The organism is Vibrio sp. E14 (genome assembly GCF_020515785.1).
GTDB lineage: Bacteria > Pseudomonadota > Gammaproteobacteria > Enterobacterales > Vibrionaceae > Vibrio > Vibrio diabolicus.
Genome location: NZ_JAHPJI010000004.1, coordinates 326,970 through 347,282 on the forward strand (window position 1 = coordinate 326,970; position 20,313 = coordinate 347,282).

A 20,313-nucleotide genomic window follows, 5' to 3' on the forward strand; every position below is an offset into this window, starting at 1 on the left:
GTTACATTTGTTGGGTAACCTTGCGGGATGTTATGACGAACGCAAGACATAGCCGAAAACGTGGAAGTATTTCGATTAGGCTACGAATAAGACCTAGACTATGTAAAACCAGACCAATCCGTTGACCTTACGGTGAGGAAACTGGCTAAGGAGAGCAATTATGACAGCAATGTTGTCAGGCGCAGAGATGGTGGTTCAATCTCTGATAGAAGAGCACGTAGAGCAGATCTTTGGCTACCCAGGTGGCTCCGTTTTGGATATCTACGATGCACTGCATGCCAAAACCGATCAAATCAAACACGTACTTGTAAGGCATGAGCAAGCCGCCACTCATATGGCAGATGGTTACGCTCGCGCTACCGGTAAACCGGGTGTCGTACTGGTATGTTCAGGTCCGGGCGCGACCAATACCATTACTGGTATTGCCACGGCTTATATGGACTCCATCCCAATGATCGTTATCTCGGGTAACGTACCTAATAGCCTAATTGGTAATGATGCTTTCCAAGAATGTGACATCGTTGGTGTCTCTCGCCCAGTGGTCAAACACAGCTTTTTAGTGAAAAAAGCTGAAGATATTCCTGAAACAATCAAAAAAGCGTTTTATATCGCGACCACAGGTCGACCTGGTCCAGTTGTGATTGATTTGCCAAAAGATGTAATGAACCCGCAAATCAAACTGCCTTATCAATATCCAGAAACGCTTTCAATGCGCTCTTACAAGCCGACAACTTCGGGCCATAAAGGCCAGATTAAAAAAGCGCTTAAATCGCTATTAGAAGCGAAAAAACCAGTGCTTTATATCGGTGGTGGTGCAGTGATTTCTGGCGCCCATGAACATATTTTAGAGCTTTCCGACAAACTGAACCTACCAGTAGTGAGTACTTTGATGGGCTTGGGGGCATTCCCGGGTACACATAAAAACTCACTGGGCATGTTGGGTATGCACGGCACTTACGAAGCTAATATGGCAATGCATGAAGCGGATCTTATTTTTGGTATCGGTGTGCGTTTTGATGACCGTACAACCAACAACCTTGAAAAGTACTGCCCAAACGCAAAAGTGATGCATATTGATATCGATCCGTCATCGATCTCGAAAAACGTGAAAGTGGATTTGCCGATCGTAGGTTCTGCGGAAAAAGTGCTGACAACCATGCTCGGGCTGCTTGCAGAGCAAGGTAGTGAAAATGATCAAGATGCTATCACCGCATGGTGGGATGACATTCAAGTGTGGCGTGACCGCAACTGCTTGTCTTATGAAACGTCTCCAGAACGAATCAAGCCACAGCAAGTAATTGAAACGCTGCACAAGCTAACTAATGGCGACGCGTATGTGGCGTCTGATGTGGGCCAGCATCAGATGTTTGCGGCGCTGTACTACCCATTCAATAAGCCGCGCCGTTGGGTAAACTCGGGTGGATTGGGCACTATGGGATTTGGCCTTCCGGCTGGTATGGGTGTTAAGTTTGCCATGCCACAAGAAGAAGTCGTGGTTGTTACGGGCGATGGCAGTATTCAAATGAATATCCAAGAGCTTTCGACAGCCATGCAATACGACATTCCAGTGAAGATCATCAACCTAAACAACCGCTTCTTAGGCATGGTAAAACAGTGGCAAGACATTATTTATCAAGGTCGTCACTCTAATTCTTACATGAGTTCTGTTCCTGATTTTGCAGCGATTGCAGAAGCTTATGGTCACGTCGGTATTCGTATCGAAACGCCTGATCAGCTCGAAGAAGGGCTACAAAAAGCGTTGAATATGAAAGATCGTCTGGTGTTTGTGGACATCAACGTAGACGAAACCGAACACGTATACCCGATGCAAATCAAAGGTGAGGGTATGGATAAAATGTGGCTAAGCAAAACGGAGAGAACTTAACATGAGACACATTATTTCACTGCTATTGGAAAACCAACCGGGTGCGTTGTCTCGTGTTGTTGGTTTGTTCTCTCAACGTGGTTACAACATTGAATCTTTGACGGTATCACCGACAGATGATGAAACGCTTTCGCGAATGAACATTACCACGACGTCTGATGAGATGCAGTTGGAGCAAATTCAGAAGCAGTTACACAAATTGATCGATGTGCTGAAAGTACAAGAAGTCACCGAGTATGAGCACATCGAACGTGAACTGATGATGGTGAAAGTGAAAGCCAGCGGTTTTGCGCGAGCAGAAGTGAAACGGACGGCAGACATCTTCCGTGGCCAGATCGTGGATGTCACTGCTGCTCAATACACTGTACAACTTGCGGGCACGAGTGAAAAGTTGGATGCCTTCATTCAAGCGATATCTGAAGTAACTGAAGTCGTCGAAGTTGCTCGTAGTGGGGTAGTGGGCATTGCCCGAGGTGAGCGCGCACTCAAACCTTAGCCATCTAACTGCATATAGAAAAGCCACTTAATCTAAGTGGCTTTTTGTTTAGAAAATAACAATTAATGATATAATTGTCGTTTTAGTAAGCATTATAGGCAGTAGACGCGTGAAAATACCTAAGCGAGTCGGCACATTGTTGGCGACAGCACTATTTTTTAGTGCGCTCACTGCAGTTTACTATTATCAGAAATATCTGACGTTATTAGAGAGTAACGTTGAGAATACCGCTCAAGAAGCATTACACCAACTGGCTTATACTGGTCGCGAATACAACAATATTCAGGATCAAATTGAGACGATCAGCGATCTTCTCGGTCACAGCCAAAGTCTTTACGACTATCTACGTCAGCCGAACCGGGTCAACCTTTCTATCTTAGAAGATATGTGGATCTCGGTTGCGATCAACCAAAAGCTATATAAACAAATTCGTTTTCTTGATGTTACCGGTCAGGAAAAAGCACGGATTAATTACGATTTCAAAACGGGTATCGCTGCACCCGCCCTCAAATTACATGACAAGTCAGAGCGGGATTATTTTCATTACGCGCAAGGTTTAGGTAATGATGAAATTGCGTCGTGGGGGATTGAGCTGGAGCGGGAAAATGGTGAGCTTGTTTACCCTTATAGCCCTTCATTGCGTATTATGATGCCGATTTCTCTCAATGGGAAACGCGAAGGGTATCTTGTTCTTAATGTTGATATTGAGTATTTATCTTCTCGACTCAACTACTCACCGGTGCGGGATTTTCATATTGAGTTAATTAAAAGTGATGGCTTTTATATCGCGAGTCCTAAGTCATCACGCTTGTACGGCAACATTATTCCAGCTCGTTCTCAATTTAATTTTGGCCGGATGTACCCCAACATTTGGCGCACGATGATCTCAGAAGTTTCGGGCTATGAGTACAACGGCTCGAATTTGATAGCGTATAGCACGATCCAATTTGTTTCTAGTGAACCACTTCATCTAGTGATTGATCTCACGAATGAGCAATTACTATCTCGATCTCAGCGAGATATTGATGACTTAATCCAAGAAGCGTTTTTTGTATTAAGTTTGGTGTTTGGTTTTACTTTACCAACGACCGCGTTGGCCCTGCACTATCGACGTCATAGTATGGAATCGAAGTTAGCTCGGGCTGCACTTGATGGCATGACTGCGGTGATGATCTCAGATGCGTCGCATCGAATCATTATGGTGAACCAAGAGTTTGAAAACATGATGGGCTATTCAACCAAGCATACTCAAGGCTGGAATGCGCATAATCTAATTTTCTTACCGGAAGATCTCGAGTCGACCCTCAATATTTGGAATAAGCTTGCGAACGAGCACGTTTGGGAAGGTGAGGTTCGTTGTCGAACCAAGTTTAATCACGTATTTACCGCCATTATGCGCATTCAGGCAAACTTAACCAAGTCAGGTAAAGTAAGCTATTACATCACGTCGCTGGTGGATATTTCCGAGCAAAAAGAGCTGGAAGAAAAGCTACGCAACCTCAGTGAAAAAGACGGTTTGACGGGCTTGTGGAACCGTCGAAAATTTGAAGAGCAATTAGCGCAATATGCCGGGATTATTGAGCGTTATCCTGACAGTCCCCCTGCATGTTTGGCGTTGTTTGATATTGACCACTTTAAGCGCATTAACGATGAACTTGGGCACGATGAAGGGGACAAAGTGATTTGCAGTGTCGCTGAGACTCTTCTTAAAGAGGTGCGCAGTACTGACTTTGTGTCTCGTGTCGGTGGTGAGGAGTTTGCGGTGATCATGCCGCACACCACGCTCGAAGAAGCAGAAGTTGTATTGAACCGGTTACGTGTGGCGGTTCAACTGCGCAGTGATAGAGCGATTACCGTTAGCGCCGGGTATAGTGATTTAACCTCCGATCGCACGCGCACTTATAAATGTGCTGATATTGCCTTGTATGAATCCAAAAGTGCAGGGCGTAACTGCGTATCACTATGTCATAGTTTCGATGATATTGCTTAGCTCTTTTTCAAAAACAAAAAATCGGGGATAGACCCCGATTTTTATGCTTATTTTAGCCTCAGCGTTATTCGCTAGCCAGTATGCGATATTGGTTGTCGATGGCCGCTTCGATACACTGCATTGACTGTCTCAAATAACGCTCTAGATAACCTAAAGCATCCTGGCTCTTTTTATCTAACGACGTCTTCATCAGCATTTCTTGCTCATCGATATTACAGTGCCCTGGGTTTCCAGTACCTAACATTTGCATAGCAAAATATTGGTAACGCTTAACTTGCGTGAGTAGATCGCGGAAAAACCCAAACATATTGGCAGAGCCAGCGCCTTCAAACAGCGCAGTAAGAAACTGATTATGGCGCTCTTCCCATTCCTTCCAGCAAAAGCTTTCGCCAGATTTAGAGCGGGATAACTTGTGATAAGCGGTTAGGACGTCCAGTTCCCAATTTTCATCGCCAATCACAATTGCTTTATTTAGTAGGCATGCAGAGACCATTTGTAGGCTCTCGTACAAGTCATTCAACTCATCTTTACATACAGGTGCAACCCAGCAGCCTTTTTGCGGCTCGAGTTTGACGTATTTGCTCCACGATAACTGCACCAAAGCTTCGCGAATGGGTGACGCTCCTACGTTGTACTTCTCTTTGAGTTCCGCAACCACGAGTTTTTGACCCGGTTTAAGCACGCCATCGAGAATATCCTGACGGATCATTTTTGATACTTTGTCGGTAAGAGTGGGACTGGACACATACACCTCATAGAAATTTTAATCGTGACGACAAAATTAAACAGTACGCAATTCTGCGCATGGTGAATGATACAGTTAGGCTATTATTAGAGCAAGAAAGCCATATAAAAAAAGAGGGCATAAGCCCTCTTTATCAATCAACTGAAGTATGAAAAATTCAGTCTTATAGTACGTGTACAGAAGCTGTGTTCGTAGTGCCTGAAGCGACTAGAGCACCAGAAACCATCACTACGATGTCGCCTTTGTTACCTAGACCAGATTCTAGAGCAAGCTCTTTACCTGCTACGTAGAATGCGTCAGTGCTTTCGATAGAATCAACAACAACTGGCGTCACACCTTTAGTTAGAACAAGTTGTGCTGCTGTTTTCTTGTTTGTTGTTAGTGCTAGGATGTTTGCAGTTGGGAAGTATTTACGTACTGAACGTGCAGATTTACCACCTTCAGTTGCAACAACGATAAGTGGAGCAGCCAGTTTCTCAGCTGTGTCTACTGCGCCTTTACATACTGCTTCAGTGATACGTAGACGTGGGCTGTCTAGACGAGAACCTAGCTCAGCTTTTAGAGCTGAATCAGTACGGTTCGCGATTTGAGCCATGATAGTTACCGCTTCAACTGGGTACTTACCTTTCGCTGTTTCACCAGAAAGCATTACTGCGTCAGTACCGTCCATTACCGCGTTAGCAACGTCGCCTGCTTCCGCACGAGTAGGACGTGGGTTGTTGATCATAGAATCAAGCATTTGAGTTGCAGTGATAACCATCTTACGTGCACGGTTACACTTCTCGATCATCATTTTCTGAGCGAAGATTACTTCTTCAGCTGGGATTTCAACACCTAGGTCACCACGAGCAACCATGATGCCGTCAGAAAGCTCTAGGATCTCGTCGAAGTTATCAACACCTTCTTGGTTTTCGATCTTAGAGATGATGTGGATGTTCTCGCCGCCGTTTGCCGCTAGAACTTCACGGATTTCTTGAACGTCAGAAGCTTTACGGATGAAAGAAGCTGCTACGAAGTCAACGCCTTGCTCACAACCGAATTTAAGGTCGTTCTTATCTTTTTCAGATAGAGCTGGTAGGTTTACAGAAACGCCAGGAAGGTTAACACCTTTGTTCTCGCCTAGTGCACCGTTGTTAAGTACTTTACATTTAACTTCTGTTTCAGTCTTAGAGATAACTTCCATCTCGATTAGACCGTCGTCGACTAGGATAGTGTTACCTACGTTTAGGTCTGCTGCGAAACCTGCGTAAGTTACTGCAACTTTATCTTTGTTACCTACAACTGAAGTGTCAGTTGTGAAAGTGAATTCTTGACCAGCTACTAGATCAACGTCGTTACCGCCTTCTAGCTTAATAGTGCGGATTTCTGGACCTTTAGTATCTAGAAGAATTGCTAGTGGTTTGCCAGTAGCTTCCATTACTTTACGGAAGTTCGCGATACGAGTGCCGTGTTCTTCGTAGTCACCGTGAGAGAAGTTAAGACGCATTACGTTCATGCCTGCGTTCACTAGCTCAGTTAGCTTCTCTACAGATTCAGTTTTAGGGCCAATCGTACATACGATTTTGGTCTTTTTCATGGAAGATACTCTCCGGTAAGTATAGTTACAATTTGAAAGTCGGTTGTTTACTCTGAAGTTAGGGCGTTATTGATGACATTTAGTGCCTGTCACCCACCGATTTTTCGCCTCATTATCAGTACTTCAGATTCTGAAAGTCTTTCACCAAGTTTAGTCATTTTATGACTAAAAGATCGGCGATTTTGGTTACCTTTTTGTGACTAATCCCACTTTATATGCAGAAAGTTGCAAAAAAATAGCCTTCAATTCTGTAATTTTTTTTCTTTTCGGTGGCGAATTCTACCACTGAATGAATCCAATATCACTGTTTAAGAATTGTCTTAGGACAAGGTTTTATCGAGAAATATTAATTTTTTGGATCGAAATAAATGGACTTGAAAGTTTCGGTTTGACTATAATAAGTTTCACATCGAAACTTAAATTCAAAACGTAAATGTCGAAACGAAACACTCAACTAAGAAGACACGCCATTTCTAACTTGGTTTCTGAGCTAGGAGAAGTCAGCGTTGACGAACTCGCTCAGAAATTCGAAACCTCAGAGGTCACGATTAGAAAGGATTTAGCTTCTTTAGAGAAAAATGGCCAACTTCTACGCCGCTACGGCGGTGCGATTGCTATCCCAACAGAAGTCATTCACGAAGAATTGAGCGCTAATGTTTCGACTCGAAAGCTAAACTTGGCAAAAGCAGCGGCATCACTGATTCGAGACCATAATCGCATCGTGATCGACAGTGGTAGTACGACGGCTGCGTTGATTCAACAGTTGAATGACAAACGTGGCTTAGTTGTCATGACCAACTCGTTGCATGTTGCTAACGCCCTTAATGAATTAGAGAGCGAACCAACACTGCTGATGACTGGCGGGACTTGGGATACGCACTCAGAATCTTTTCAAGGCAAAGTAGCCGAATCTGTGTTACGAGCTTACGACTTTGACCAGCTATTTATCGGTGCGGATGGCATCGACCTCGAACGCGGCACCACAACATTTAATGAATTGGTTGGTTTGAGTAAGGTAATGGCGGAAGTGTCGCGCGAAGTGATCGTCATGATCGAATCGGAAAAAATCGGTCGTAAGATCCCGAATTTAGAGCTCGCTTGGCATCAAATTGATGTGCTAGTGACGGATGCTGATATTCAGCAAGAACACAAAATACAGATTGAACAACATGGCGTGAAAGTCATTTGCGCCTAATCTAATAATGTAATCAGTTTCATATTTCACTTCCCTCTGAATACAGGCCTTTGCTTGCTGCCTCTATCTGAAACATGGCTAGGGAAGAACAAAACTACAAACGGAGATAAACACATGTGTGGAATCGTAGGTGCAGTAGCACAACGAGATGTTGCAGAAATTTTGGTTGAAGGTCTACGCCGCTTAGAGTACCGCGGTTACGACTCAGCTGGCGTTGCTGTTGTTGATGGCGAGTCAAACCTAACGCGCGTTCGTCGCTTGGGTAAAGTGCAAGAATTGGCTGATGCAGTAGAAGAAGCAAAAGTGATCGGCGGAACGGGTATTGCACACACTCGCTGGGCGACGCACGGTGAACCATCTGAAGTTAATGCACACCCACATATGTCCGGCGATATTGCTGTTGTACATAACGGTATTATCGAAAACCACGAAGAGCTTCGTGAATTGCTTCAATCTCGTGGTTACGTGTTTGAATCTCAAACGGATACAGAAGTTATCGCACACATGGTTGAGTGGGAACTTCGCACTTCAGAAACGCTACTAGAAGCAGTACAAAAAACAGCAAAACAACTTGAAGGCGCATACGGCACGGTAGCGTTGGATCGCAAAGATCCTTCACGCATCGTAGTTGCACGTTCAGGCAGCCCGATCGTAATTGGTTTTGGTGTGGGTGAAAACTTCCTGGCTTCTGACCAACTTGCGCTACTGAATGTAACGCGCCGTTTCATGTACCTAGAAGAAGGTGATGTGGCAGAAATCACTCGCCGTGAAGTTACTGTCTTTGACGCAACGGGCGAGCTGGTTGAGCGTGAAATCGTAGAATCTAACGCAGAACATGATGCTGGCGATAAAGGCCAATACCGCCACTTCATGCAAAAAGAAATCTATGAGCAACCTAAAGCGTTGATCAACACAATGGAAGGCCGTATCACGGCAGACTCTGTTGTAACTGATGCGATCGGTGTGCATGCGGCTGACATTCTAAGCAAAGTAGAACACGTACAAATCGTTGCGTGTGGTACGTCTTACAACGCAGGTATGACAGCGCGTTACTGGTTTGAAGACATTGCTGGCGTGAGCTGTGACGTAGAAATCGCCTCTGAGTTCCGTTACCGCAAGTTTGTGACTCGTCCAAACAGCCTATTGATCACGTTGTCTCAGTCTGGTGAAACCGCCGATACGCTAGCAGCACTTCGTCTTGCGAAAGAAAAAGGTTACATGGCGGCGATGACTATTTGTAACGTAGCAGGTTCTTCTTTGGTTCGTGAGTCAGATTTTGCATTCATGACTCGCGCTGGTGTTGAAATCGGTGTCGCTTCAACCAAAGCGTTCACGACTCAGCTTTCTGCACTATTGATGCTGGTTACGGCGTTAGGTAAAGAGCAAGGTCGCGTTAGTAAAGAGAAAGAAAAAGAGATTGTTGAAGCGCTACACGCACTTCCTAAGCAAATCAACGCGGCACTTTCTTTCGAGAAAGACATTGAAGCACTAGCGACGGATTTCGCAGACAAGCACCACACACTGTTCCTAGGTCGTGGTGAATTCTATCCAATCGCGATGGAAGCGTCTCTAAAATTGAAAGAGATCTCTTACATCCACGCAGAAGCTTACGCGGCGGGTGAACTGAAACATGGTCCTCTAGCGCTGATTGACGCTGACATGCCTGTTGTTGTGGTTGCACCAAGTAACGACCTACTTGAAAAGCTAAAATCAAACGTTGAAGAAGTACGTGCACGTGGCGGCCTTCTATACGTATTCGCAGATGCAGACGCAGGCTTCGAAGGCGATGAAACAATGAAGATCATCACGATGCCTCACGTTAGTGAAATCACGGCGGCGATCTACTACACCATCCCAATGCAGTTGCTGTCATACTACGTAGCGCTGATCAAAGGTACGGACGTAGACCAACCACGTAACCTAGCGAAAGCGGTAACGGTTGAGTAATTACGCTGAACAGCAAAAATCCCAAGCGGCACATGCGAGAGTATGTGCCGCTTTTTTTTGTCTTATTCTAAGCGTGATGGAACGCTCAAGAGCCTTCGCCAGTAGGTTGCTTTCATGACAAAAATGTCATTTTGTTGAAAGGGTGGTGTCAGAGGCGGTGTTCAATAATGACCTCATTGAAAACAAGCACTCAAAGGTTAACAACATGAACGCAATCAAAACTGCTCTTTTTGTAACGGTAATGGCAATGACTAGCGCATCTGCATTCGCTCAACCACTTTTCACTGGTGGCAACTACGTGAGCCGCGAAGAGATGAAAACCATCTCAGTTACCCCGACAGCAACGTCAGATGAGGCTTATCAACAGGCTCTGTCTGAACTCAATTCACTTAAAACCATGACGGCTCGTGAACTGAATAAAGAGCTCAATATCCTGACATTTAATGTGAAGTCTCGTAGTACGCATTTAAAAGATGGTGGCTTCGTGACCGTGCAAGAACGCATGAATGAAGATGGTCAGTTGGAATATTTGGGTAAAGTGAATGTCAAAGTGCATTATGCCGAACGCGATAACAATCGATAATGGTTTACCAATGGGAAAGAATATGGTGTGGTTCACATCATGCTCTTTTTCGAGCTTTATACTGGGTTCTCATCCTCCCGCTAACACACTAGGTAAGTGAACTTGAAAATATTGATCGTCGAAGATGAGCACAAAGCCGGAGAATATCTGCAAAAAGGTTTGATTGAATCTGGGTATGTGGTGGATTTAGTACATGATGGGGTCGATGGGCTGTATCACGCTACTAGTGAAGAATATGACTTAATCCTCCTCGACATTATGTTGCCTAAACTCGATGGTTGGCAGGTGCTTAATACATTGCGCAGTAGTGGGATTCACACCCCAGTGATCATGCTGACAGCGAAGGAGCAAGTGGAAGATCGCGTGCGCGGTTTTGAGCTGGGTGCCAATGACTATGTCGTAAAACCTTACGCGTTTGCGGAGCTACTGGCGCGTATTCAAAACGTATTTCGTCATCATATTTCCGCGCAAGTGGTCGCATCGCCGCAAACATTACGTGTGGCAGATTTAGAACTTGATATGATCAAACGCGTTGCCACGCGCGCGGGGCAGTCGATGTCGCTTACCGCCAAAGAATATGCCCTGCTTGAGTTGTTGATGCGCAAAACTGGCCAAGTGCTTTCACGTACCACTATTGCGTCGTTAGTGTGGGATATGAACTTTGACAGCGATACCAATGTGATTGATGTGGCGGTCAAACGTCTGCGTAGCAAAGTGGACAAACCGTTCGATAAACCACTGATTCATACAGTCAGAGGGATGGGCTACAAACTCGAAGAGAGTTGTGATGCCTAAGTTTTCGCTCCCTTTTTCCATGAAAAATAAGCTCGTGCTGATGTTTGTTAGCATGACGTTCGTGACCTATTTTTCTTTGGCTTTCATCCTACAGTACGCCATTGAGCGCCACTTTTATTCGCAAGATTTCAGCTATATTTCCAGTAAGTTCAATGCCATTGAGAAAGCGTTAAAACGCTCGCCAGAGGATGTGTTCAAGCAAGCGAATAACAGCACGCTCTACATGTGGGTGTTTGAAGGCAAGCAGAACGTGTATCAGAATTCGAGCCTGACGATTCCTCAGAACCGAGCCTATAGCATTAGCTCACCTCAGGTTTTAAATCACGAGCGCGCCATCGAATGGAGTGAGGACTCGCTGAATATCCGCGCGTTTGCGTTTCAAGCTGGGGAGTATCAGGTGGTGCTCGGCATGAGTATCAACCACCATATTTTGTTTTTGGATAAACTCGACTGGATTTTGTTTTGGGCGCTCGGTTTGGCGTTTGTGATTTCTTCCGCGTTGAGCGGTTGGATTGTAAAACGTGGGTTGAAGCCGATTGTGGGGTTGAATCAGCACATTCAACAGATATCCCCAGAGCAAATGGGCATTCGTCTCGACCCCGATTCGTTGCCAATAGAACTGCGCGAGTTAGCCAACAAACACAACGCGATGCTCGATAGGTTGCAAACTGGTTTTCGCCGCTTGAGCGAGTTTTCTTCTGATATAGCACATGAGTTAAAAACGCCACTCACCAACATTACTACGCAAAATCAGGTCATTTTAGGTGCATGTCGAACGCCTGAGGAATATCAGGATGCGATTGCCTCAACGTTAGAAGAACTCAACCGCATCACGAAAACCATCAACGATTTGCTCTACATTGCCAAGGCTGAAAACAAGCTCATTCATCGCCATGACGAAGTGTTTGCGGTGCGGGAGGAAATCGACCGCTTGGTCGCGTATTTTGAAATATTGGCCGAAGATGCCGAGGTTCGAATCGTGAACTCAGGCGACGGTCAGCTCTATATGGACAAAAACATGTTTGAGCGTGCGGTGGGCAATTTGCTCTCCAACGCGATTCGTCATGCGTATGCTGATTCAACCATTGTGATTGACGTTCAAGTGGTTGATGAATGGGTGACGATATCGGTCAGCAACCAAGGTGACACCATTGCCGAGCAAAACTTACCGTACCTTTTCGACCGTTTTTACCGCGCAGATAAGTCTCGCCAACATGTCGGCAGCGTCGGTGCAGGGCTAGGTTTGTCGATTACCCAATCTATCGTGCAAGCGTATGAAGGACAGATAAAAGTAACATCAGATAAAGAAAAGACGCAGTTTGTCATGATGTTGCCATCGTCAAGTGTCAATGGAAGTGATAAGTCAGTTGAAGCATAAAAGGCAAGCTAAGGCTTGCCTTTGGGACTCAAACTTGTTTGAAGTTATTTGGGTTATTGACCCAGTTGATGAGCGGTTAGAATTGCAGAGTAGACATTTTCTGCCGTCACTGGGAATGGCATATTGTGGATGGTTTCTCCCTCGGCCGTTGAAGCTTCGGCGACCTCGCGCAACTTATCGTGATTAAGCTCTTTAACGCCCATATCAAATAAGTTGGTTGGTAGACCTACAGATCGGCAGAAGGCGAGAACCGTATTAATCTCTTCCATCGCTGCGTTTTCTAACACCAATTGAACAAGCGTGCCGAACGCGACTTTCTCACCATGATAGAGATGGTGACACTCTTCGAGCTTGGTTAGGCCGTTATGAATAGCGTGAGCGCCTGCTAGGCCACTGCTTTCAAAACCGATACCGCTTAGGTATGTATTGGCTTCAATAATGTTTTCTACCGCTTTGGTGCTCACACCATTTTCTACCGCAGCTTTTGCTTTTACACCATCTTCAAGCAAGGTTTCATAGCAAAGTTTCGCAAGAGCTTGCGCTGAACGCGTCGCTAAACCACCGGCCATTGTTGCCTTACCAGAGGTCATGTTGGCACGAGCTTCAAAGTAGGTGGAGAGCGCATCGCCCATCCCCGATACCAGTAGGCGAACTGGGGCTTTTGCGATGACTGATGTATCCATGATGACCATGTCTGGGTTTTTAGGGATCATCAAGTATTCCGCAAATTCACCTTCTGGTGTGTATATCACCGCAAGAGCAGAGGTTGGCGCATCAGTCGAGGCAATCGTAGGAACCACCACGACAGGAATTTTGGTGTAAAACGCAACGGCCTTTGCTGTATCTAAGGTTTTACCGCCACCAATACCGACAATGACATCGTGTTTTTGAGTCGCACAAATGTCCGTGATGCGTTCAATCTCAACGCGCGAACATTCGCCATCAAAAATGTTCATAGTGAGTGGAAGCTTTTCGTCAGCAAAGCTTTGTTTGACGTCATCACCAACCAGGTTAGTCACGAACTCATCGGCAATGACTAACGGACGTTCACCTAATGTTTTCACATAGTGAGCGATAGATGTAAGTACTTGTTCACCTTGGACGTATTTGCTTGGGCTGATAATAATTTTGTCCATAATTCAAACCTTTAACCTTTTTTATGTGTGTTTTGGACTGCAATGAAAATCCATTGTAGTGATAAGGTTTATATTAGGTTTGGTGAGGTAAGTGGTGAAGGATATCTCTGGTTTTGTTCCATGCTTTTATGACCTCTGTGTCAAACCGACTGTCAGAAGTAATAAGCATCAGCATGCTTTATGGCGCCGATCACTATTCAAGCGAATTTATCGTTTTTCGTTTCATATTGAAACAAAAATACCGAAGTCGTTGTTTCAATATGAAACAGATTGATTTTTGTTGAGCACGTTTTTTCTCTGTTTAAGATGAATTCATACCCTACATAAAAATATAAATGGAATGAGATAGAACGATGAAAAAGTTAATTAACCAAGTCGATGATGTTGTATTGCAGCAAATGGAGGGCCTGGCATTGTCCCGCCCTGAGCTAAAAGCCAACTACGAGCCTCGTTACATGTGGCACGAGGAAACGCCGGGGCAAGTGGCATTGGTTTCTGGTGGTGGCTGTGGTCATGAACCTTTGCACGCAGGTTTTATTGGTAAAGGCATGCTGACAGGTGCCTGCCCTGGTGAGGTATTTACTTCACCTACGCCTGATCAAATGTACGAATGTGGTAACCAAGTGAATACTGGTGAGGGCGTGCTGTTTATCATTAAAAACTACACCGGCGACGTGTTGAACTTTGAAACGGCCGTGGAGCTCCTTCATACCGATGGCATTAAAGTTGGGTCGGTGTTGGTGGATGACGATGTTGCAGTCAAAGACAGCCTGTATACCGCTGGTCGCCGTGGCGTCGCTGGAACGGTATTGGTTGAGAAGTTAGTTGGGGCTGCCGCGAACAAAGGTTATTCGTTGGAGCAATGTGAAGCTCTGGCTCGTCGCGTTAATAATCACTGTCGCTCATTTGGCGTGGCGCTTAATGCTTGTGTTGTGCCAGCGGCGGGTAAACCATCTTTTGTTCTGGAAGATGATGAAGTGGAGTTTGGTGTTGGTATCCATGGTGAACCAGGTATCAAGCGAGTGAAGTACACCGACGTCGATACGTTAGTGGATGAAATGTTTGCTGAAGTTGCTGAAAACACACCTTATCAGCGCACTTTGCGTATTTGGAATCGTGACGAAGGTGAATGGGATGAAGTGGAATCCAGCATTGAGCCTTTCGCCTCTGAACACGACTATATTGTGATGGTGAATGGTATGGGTGGTACGCCAACTTCAGAGCTTTACGGAGTATACCGCCGTCTTGCTCATAACTGCGAGCAAGCGGGGTTCCGTATCGTGCGTAATATGGTTGGTAACTTCTGTACGTCACTCGATATGGAAGGCGTTTCAATTACGTTGCTGAAAGCAGATAAAGAGATGTTGGAGCTGTTTGATGCTCCTGTCGATACGGCCGCGATCAAGTGGTAACAGGGAGGGGAGCAAACATGCAAATTGAAAAACAACATATCGTTCACTGGTTAGAGTTATGTGCAAAAACGTATCAAGAGAATCAAGATTTTCTGACCGACCTTGATCGTGATATTGGTGACGCGGACCATGGTCTCAATATGAACCGAGGCTTTAAAAAAGTTGCTGAGAAACTGCCGCAATTTGCGGACCAAAATATCGGCAGCATTCTCAAGAATACGGGCATGACCTTGCTTTCTAGTGTCGGTGGGGCAAGTGGCCCGCTTTATGGCACGCTGTTTATTCGCACGGCTGCCGCTGTCGGAACCCGAGAGCAACTAACGTTTGAAGAGTTGGTCGATGCACTAAAAAGCGGTGTGGATGGCGTGGTGTCTCGTGGTAAAGCGGAACTGGGTGATAAAACCATGTGTGATGTTTGGTTACCCGTTTTAGTTAGCGTGAAGGCGTCGTTAGAAAATGGCATGAGCGCCGATCACTTACTGAATGAAATGGTTGAGCTAGCAGAAACGAGTGCGGTTGCCACGATTGAAATGTTGGCGAAAAAAGGGCGAGCAAGCTATTTAGGCGAACGCAGTATTGGTCACCAAGATCCCGGTGCAACCTCTTCTTTGTTAATGATTAAAGCACTACAGCAGGCAATAGCAGGTAATTAAGATGGTGGGAATTGTAGTTGTATCTCATAGTCGTCGCCTTGCAGAAGGGGTGGCAGAACTTGCCACCCAAATGACGCAAGGCAAAGCCAAGCTTGCGATTGCGGCTGGGATTGATGATCCAGAGAACCCGATCGGAACCGATGCCATTGCCGTGATGGAAGCGATTGAGCAGGTACATGATCAACAAGGGGTTGTTGTGTTGATGGATCTTGGCAGCGCGTTGCTTAGCACGGAAATGGCTCTGGATCTGATTGATGATCACGTGAGGGAAAATGTCACCCTTATCTCGGCCCCCATTGTTGAAGGGACCATGGCGGCGTCGGTGGCTGCTGCCGCCGGACTGCCTTTATCGACGGTAGTCGAAGAGGCACAGAATGCGTTAAGCGTAAAACGAGAGCACCTTGGCGATCAGCCAACAATATCCACTGAGATAGCGCCAGTATCAGAGAACTTTGAACACGAGCGGACATTTGATTGGGTAGTGCAAAATCCGCATGGATTACATGCTCGTCCCGCTGCGGCCATTGTTGGTGCACTCGCGCCTTTTGACTGCCAATTATGGTTGAAAAAAGGCGAGCGCCGTGTGAACGCGAAAAGCTTAAACAGCATTGCGAAACTTGGTGTTCGTAGCCAAGAGACGATCACGCTGTGCGCACTCGGCTCTCAATCCAGTGAAGCAATCAAGGCATTTGAAGCCTTAGCTAGTGAGCACTTCGGAGAAAAAGAGGCGGTTGAGCAAGGCATTATCGAACCTGAAGAAAGCTCGGATACTTTGCTCGATGACATGGCTTCAAGTCAGATTGAAGGTGCTGTTGTTGGTATTCGAGTCAATGACGGTATCGCTACTGCTCCTGCTGTCCTTTTTACTCATGAAATGCCAGCTGTGCCTGAACGTGATTTCCAAAGTGAACAAGATGAAATTGAACGGGTTAAGCGTGCGATAGGCGTGGTTGTTCAACATTTGCAGGAGCAAGCGAAGCTGCCGAAAGGGGAAATATTTTCCGCTCATAGCATGATGCTCAGTGACCCAGAATTATGGGCATCGGTCGAGTCGCGAATTCAAACGGGCATGATAGCCGAGCAAGCTTGGGTAGAATCACTGCAAACGTTGGCCGACGAGTTTCGCCAGGCTGAAAGCCAGTACATGCGGGAACGCGAAGCAGATGTGCATGATATCGCACGCCAAGTTATGGTCGAAATGACAGGCTTAACGCCTAATGCCATCGACATTCAGGAACCCAGTGTTTTGTTGGCCCGCGACCTGATGCCTTCTGATGTGGCCGGGCTTGATAAATCGAAAGTGCTTGGTATCTGTTTGAGTGAAGGAGGGAAAACCTCTCACAGTGCGATTCTTGCTCGTGCGATGGGGATTCCTGCCATCGTTAAAGCTCAGGGCTGCCTTGATGCTGTGCGTGCTGGTCAAGTGGTGACTATTGATGGCTTCCGAGGGCATTTATGGTTCTCTCCTTCAGATTCCGTACAGCAGGAATTAGAAGCGCAACAAATAGAGTGGCAAAGCACCCGACAAAGTGCACTAGCGAGTGCTCAGCAAGCCGCAGTCACCTGTGATGGTGTCCATATTCCAGTATTCGCCAATATTGGTGGACCGAAAGATATTGATGATGCACTAACATCAGGAGCAGAGGGCGTTGGTCTATTCCGGACTGAGTTTCTATTTCAAAACAGTGATGAGTTGCCGACTGAGGAAGCGCAATACCAAGTGTATCGTGATATTGCCGCCGCACTTGGCGATAAGCCACTTACGATTCGTAGTCTAGATGTTGGCGGTGATAAGCCTTTAGTCGCTTACCCTATGCCAGCGGAAGATAATCCATTTTTAGGTCTGAGAGGGGTGCGGTTGTGCCTTCAACATGAGTCATTGTTTACCGCCCAACTTCGAGCCATTCTGAGAGCCTTTCACGAGCAACCGAATATTCAATTGATGATACCGATGGTGGCTCAGGTTGAAGAAGTGAGAAAAGTAAAAGCGCTGTTGGCGCATCAAGCAAACCAACTCGGCTTGGATGCGACTCATTTGCCTGTCGGTATTATGATTGAGGTACCCGCCGCGGTGTTGAATGCTGATGCGTTAGCACAAGAAGTCGACTTTTTCTCTATTGGCACCAATGATTTGACTCAATATGTTATGGCTGCCGATCGAGGCAACGCCGCCGTTGCTGAATTGGTGAACTACTTTGAACCATCGGTACTAAAAGCCATTGAACTCACTTGTTCAGCAGGCGATCGCGCGGGCATACCGGTCAGTATGTGCGGTGAGATGGCAGGCGATCCAAATGCTACAGAAACATTGCTTCGTGTGGGGTTACGAAAATTCAGCGCCAGTTCGAGTCTGCTACCGGGACTAAAAGCGCAGATTCGTCAGTTGTCTGTCGATGTTTAATCGATACCTTTATCGTTAGTACATGTGTACCGGCGTGCTTACGCCGGTTTTACTTTTCTAGGAACGCCATTTCTTGGCTTAATACAGCTTCATTTGCTCCTGCAGCCCAAACTTATTAATTTTTCTCCATAAGGTCGTGCGGCCAATTTGCAATGCTTTCGCCATATCATGCATTTTGCCATCACACTGATTCCAAGCCTGAACGATAGCTCTTCTCTCGGCTTCTTCTAGCGTGATTACTGGCGTATTTTCTGCGGTATGGCGGGAATTCAGTTTAATGTCTTCTGGAATATCGTTCAGCTTGATTAAGTTAGAACTGCGGTTCAGCAAAATTCGCTCAGTTCGATTTCTTAATTCAGAGTTGTTGCCTGACCAACGAAAATTCATCAACGCTTCCAGTGCGACTGGCTCTATCGAGATTGTCACATTGTGGCGGCGTTCATAATGGCTGATAAGCTGCTGGACGAGAAATTCAATGTCTTCTTTACGCTTTCGTAGCGGTGGAATATGCAGCTCGTTCGAGGAGATTTCATAATAAAGTTGCCGACCAAATGAGCGCTGAGTGACATACTCGCTGATCTCTGAAGCGGTGCTCGTAATAAGTTGAAAGTCTACGGGGATTAATCGCAAACTGTCGCTGCGGCTGACGAGCCCAGTTTTTAACAACTTAAGTAGCACGGCTTGTAAATCGGGCGACAGATATTCCACCTTTTCCAAAAAGAGTGTACCGCCATGGGCGAGTTCAAACTTAGAGGGCATGCCTTGTCCCTCGTCGTATCCCAGGGTTTCTTTGACCAGTTGCTCTGTATTGATGGAGCGGCAGTTGAGCGTAATGAACGGCCCTTCTTTGTAGGTGCTTTCGTTATGAATCGCCATGGCGAGAGTGGCTTTTCCTACACCTTCTTCACCTGTAATTAGAATCGGTGATTTGGACTTTATGGCCCGTTTTGCCACGGTAATGACATGCTTCATTTTTCGTGAAATAACAGGCAAAGTACTGAACGTATAGCGCGCACTGCCACCTATTTGTTGTTGAGCAAGTTCGCGAATTTTATCGATAGGGTGCAAAAACAATAAGTGTGTGCCGTCGTTGAGTGGACGCAAGGTAATGATTGCCTCAACAAACTCGCCACGAACCTCTACCGTTGTGAGTTTTCGGTTGATGCTTGCACCCGACTCAATACTATTGAGGACATTTGGCGGGAAGCGTAAAACAGAAAAGACTTCTTTATCCAAGACCTGACTGGTTTCAATGTTTAACAAGCGCTCTGATTGATGATTTACCATGGTGATACGGCTTTCTTCATCCCAGGCCAGAAGGCCATCATCCATGCATTCTAACGTTGCGTTGTGCGCACAAGTGAGGCGGTTAATGTTTTCTTGTTCCGACTGAATATGGATTTGCAAACTGACTTCTTTCGCGCTCGACGCGATGATGACCAAGTTTTCTTTCTTATAGCTCTCTGCTTTTTTGAGAAGGCATGTTGTGCCGCGTAACTTGCCAAATTGGTCGAAAACAGGTGCTGCTACAGAGGCATAAGAATGTAAGTGGCGATTGAAATGTTCTGCTGCGAATACTTCACACGGGATATGAGTACTAATACAAAGATTGACCGCATTTGTGCCAATTTTTCCTTCAGATAGAAAACAGCCTTGTTTAATGCCGAGTACCTGCATCTCTTGTTGCATTGAGTCATGTCCCACAACGGAAAGAACGCAGCCGTTGCCATCAGTTACCATCAATAGCAGGTCTTCGTCTCCTAGCATGTCGTAAGTGTCTTCAAGTACGGTCGTGGCGCATTCGATGAGGTGCTCGTTGCGTTTCATCAGAGATGAGAAGGTAAAGCCAGAGGCAATATGTGGTTTTGACCAGGTATAAGGGCTGCATTGCTTTATGCAACGCTCCCACGACTCAAGTACGGAACTGCGGGAAAATTCTGGAGATACCCAATGGTGTTTCTGGAAAAACGCCCATTTGGTTTTAGTGTCTTCGATTGAAAGCATGCCATACCGTTTCAATACCAGCGATAGATTGGTCTGATATTACAGAGACATACGAATATGGACTGTGATGGCTTTCACGCACGTCATACAGAAAGGATACGCAAAGAAAAGAGGCTA

Annotated in this window: 15 protein-coding genes; 11 read left to right on the plus strand and 4 right to left on the minus strand. The window is 45.8% G+C overall.

Annotated features, from left to right (window positions below):
- Positions 1 to 160: 160 nt before the first annotated feature.
- The 3 genes from LIX84_RS13715 to LIX84_RS13725 all read left to right on the plus strand — a co-directional run bounded on the left by LIX84_RS13715 (position 161) and on the right by LIX84_RS13725 (position 4,371).
- Positions 161 to 1,885, plus strand: coding sequence for an acetolactate synthase 3 large subunit (locus tag LIX84_RS13715; protein ID WP_226421532.1), 1,725 nt, complete (start codon positions 161 to 163; stop codon positions 1,883 to 1,885).
- Between the two features lies 1 nt (position 1,886).
- Positions 1,887 to 2,381: an acetolactate synthase small subunit gene (gene ilvN / locus LIX84_RS13720; protein WP_005392253.1), complete on the plus strand. Its 495-nt coding sequence runs from the start codon at positions 1,887 to 1,889 to the stop codon at positions 2,379 to 2,381.
- A 109-nt stretch (positions 2,382 to 2,490) separates the two neighbouring features.
- Positions 2,491 to 4,371 (plus strand): sensor domain-containing diguanylate cyclase, encoded by a 1,881-nt coding sequence (locus tag LIX84_RS13725; RefSeq protein WP_226421533.1) that lies wholly within the window; start codon positions 2,491 to 2,493, stop codon positions 4,369 to 4,371.
- A gap of 64 nt (positions 4,372 to 4,435) precedes the next feature.
- Here the strand turns inward: LIX84_RS13725 and LIX84_RS13730 are convergent, their stop codons facing one another.
- Both LIX84_RS13730 and pykF read right to left on the minus strand, forming a co-directional pair.
- Entirely contained in the window at positions 4,436 to 5,122 is a 687-nt protein-coding gene (locus LIX84_RS13730; protein WP_226421534.1) for a GntR family transcriptional regulator, read from the minus strand.
- 157 nt (positions 5,123 to 5,279) lie between these two features.
- Positions 5,280 to 6,692, minus strand: a complete 1,413-nt coding sequence (gene pykF / locus LIX84_RS13735) for a pyruvate kinase PykF (protein ID WP_005392243.1) — start codon at positions 6,690 to 6,692, stop codon at positions 5,280 to 5,282.
- A 433-nt stretch (positions 6,693 to 7,125) separates the two neighbouring features.
- Between pykF and LIX84_RS13740 the strand changes: the two genes are divergently transcribed.
- The 5 genes from LIX84_RS13740 to LIX84_RS13760 all read left to right on the plus strand — a co-directional run bounded on the left by LIX84_RS13740 (position 7,126) and on the right by LIX84_RS13760 (position 12,590).
- A complete protein-coding gene (locus LIX84_RS13740; protein ID WP_005392240.1) occupies positions 7,126 to 7,887 on the plus strand; it encodes a DeoR/GlpR family DNA-binding transcription regulator in 762 nt (253 codons plus the stop codon).
- Positions 7,888 to 8,001: 114 nt separating this feature from the next.
- A complete protein-coding gene (glmS, locus tag LIX84_RS13745) occupies positions 8,002 to 9,834 on the plus strand; it encodes a glutamine--fructose-6-phosphate transaminase (isomerizing) (protein WP_005392238.1) in 1,833 nt (610 codons plus the stop codon).
- Positions 9,835 to 10,039: 205 nt separating this feature from the next.
- A complete protein-coding gene (locus LIX84_RS13750; protein ID WP_005496993.1) occupies positions 10,040 to 10,417 on the plus strand; it encodes a DUF3316 domain-containing protein in 378 nt (125 codons plus the stop codon).
- 102 nt (positions 10,418 to 10,519) lie between these two features.
- Entirely contained in the window at positions 10,520 to 11,212 is a 693-nt protein-coding gene (locus LIX84_RS13755; protein ID WP_005392236.1) for a heavy metal response regulator transcription factor, read from the plus strand.
- Positions 11,205 to 12,590 carry a heavy metal sensor histidine kinase gene (locus LIX84_RS13760; RefSeq protein WP_226421535.1) on the plus strand — a complete coding sequence of 462 codons (1,386 nt, stop codon included), beginning with the start codon at positions 11,205 to 11,207 and terminating at the stop codon, positions 12,588 to 12,590. Before LIX84_RS13755 ends, LIX84_RS13760 begins: the two co-directional genes overlap by 8 nt.
- A 53-nt stretch (positions 12,591 to 12,643) precedes the next feature.
- Here the strand turns inward: LIX84_RS13760 and LIX84_RS13765 are convergent, their stop codons facing one another.
- Positions 12,644 to 13,726 carry a glycerol dehydrogenase gene (locus tag LIX84_RS13765; protein WP_226421536.1) on the minus strand — a complete coding sequence of 361 codons (1,083 nt, stop codon included), beginning with the start codon at positions 13,724 to 13,726 and terminating at the stop codon, positions 12,644 to 12,646.
- A 353-nt stretch (positions 13,727 to 14,079) separates the two neighbouring features.
- Here LIX84_RS13765 and dhaK point away from each other — a divergent pair, with 353 nt between their 5' ends.
- From dhaK to ptsP, 3 genes are read left to right on the plus strand one after another with little or no spacing between them, the layout of a single operon-like run.
- The gene (gene dhaK / locus LIX84_RS13770; RefSeq protein WP_005392233.1) at positions 14,080 to 15,138 is read left to right on the plus strand and encodes a dihydroxyacetone kinase subunit DhaK; all 1,059 of its coding nucleotides are present in this window, start codon (positions 14,080 to 14,082) and stop codon (positions 15,136 to 15,138) included.
- Positions 15,139 to 15,155: 17 nt separating this feature from the next.
- The gene (dhaL, locus tag LIX84_RS13775) at positions 15,156 to 15,791 is read left to right on the plus strand and encodes a dihydroxyacetone kinase subunit DhaL (RefSeq protein ID WP_053304323.1); all 636 of its coding nucleotides are present in this window, start codon (positions 15,156 to 15,158) and stop codon (positions 15,789 to 15,791) included.
- 1 nt (position 15,792) lies between these two features.
- Complete coding sequence (gene ptsP / locus LIX84_RS13780; RefSeq protein ID WP_226421537.1) at positions 15,793 to 18,192, plus strand: phosphoenolpyruvate--protein phosphotransferase; 2,400 nt, start codon at positions 15,793 to 15,795, stop codon at positions 18,190 to 18,192.
- 78 nt (positions 18,193 to 18,270) lie between these two features.
- On the opposite strand, the gene dhaR is transcribed toward ptsP, so the two are convergent.
- Positions 18,271 to 20,196 (minus strand): dihydroxyacetone kinase operon transcriptional regulator DhaR, encoded by a 1,926-nt coding sequence (gene dhaR, locus LIX84_RS13785; protein ID WP_226421538.1) that lies wholly within the window; start codon positions 20,194 to 20,196, stop codon positions 18,271 to 18,273.
- Positions 20,197 to 20,313 lie beyond the last annotated feature (117 nt).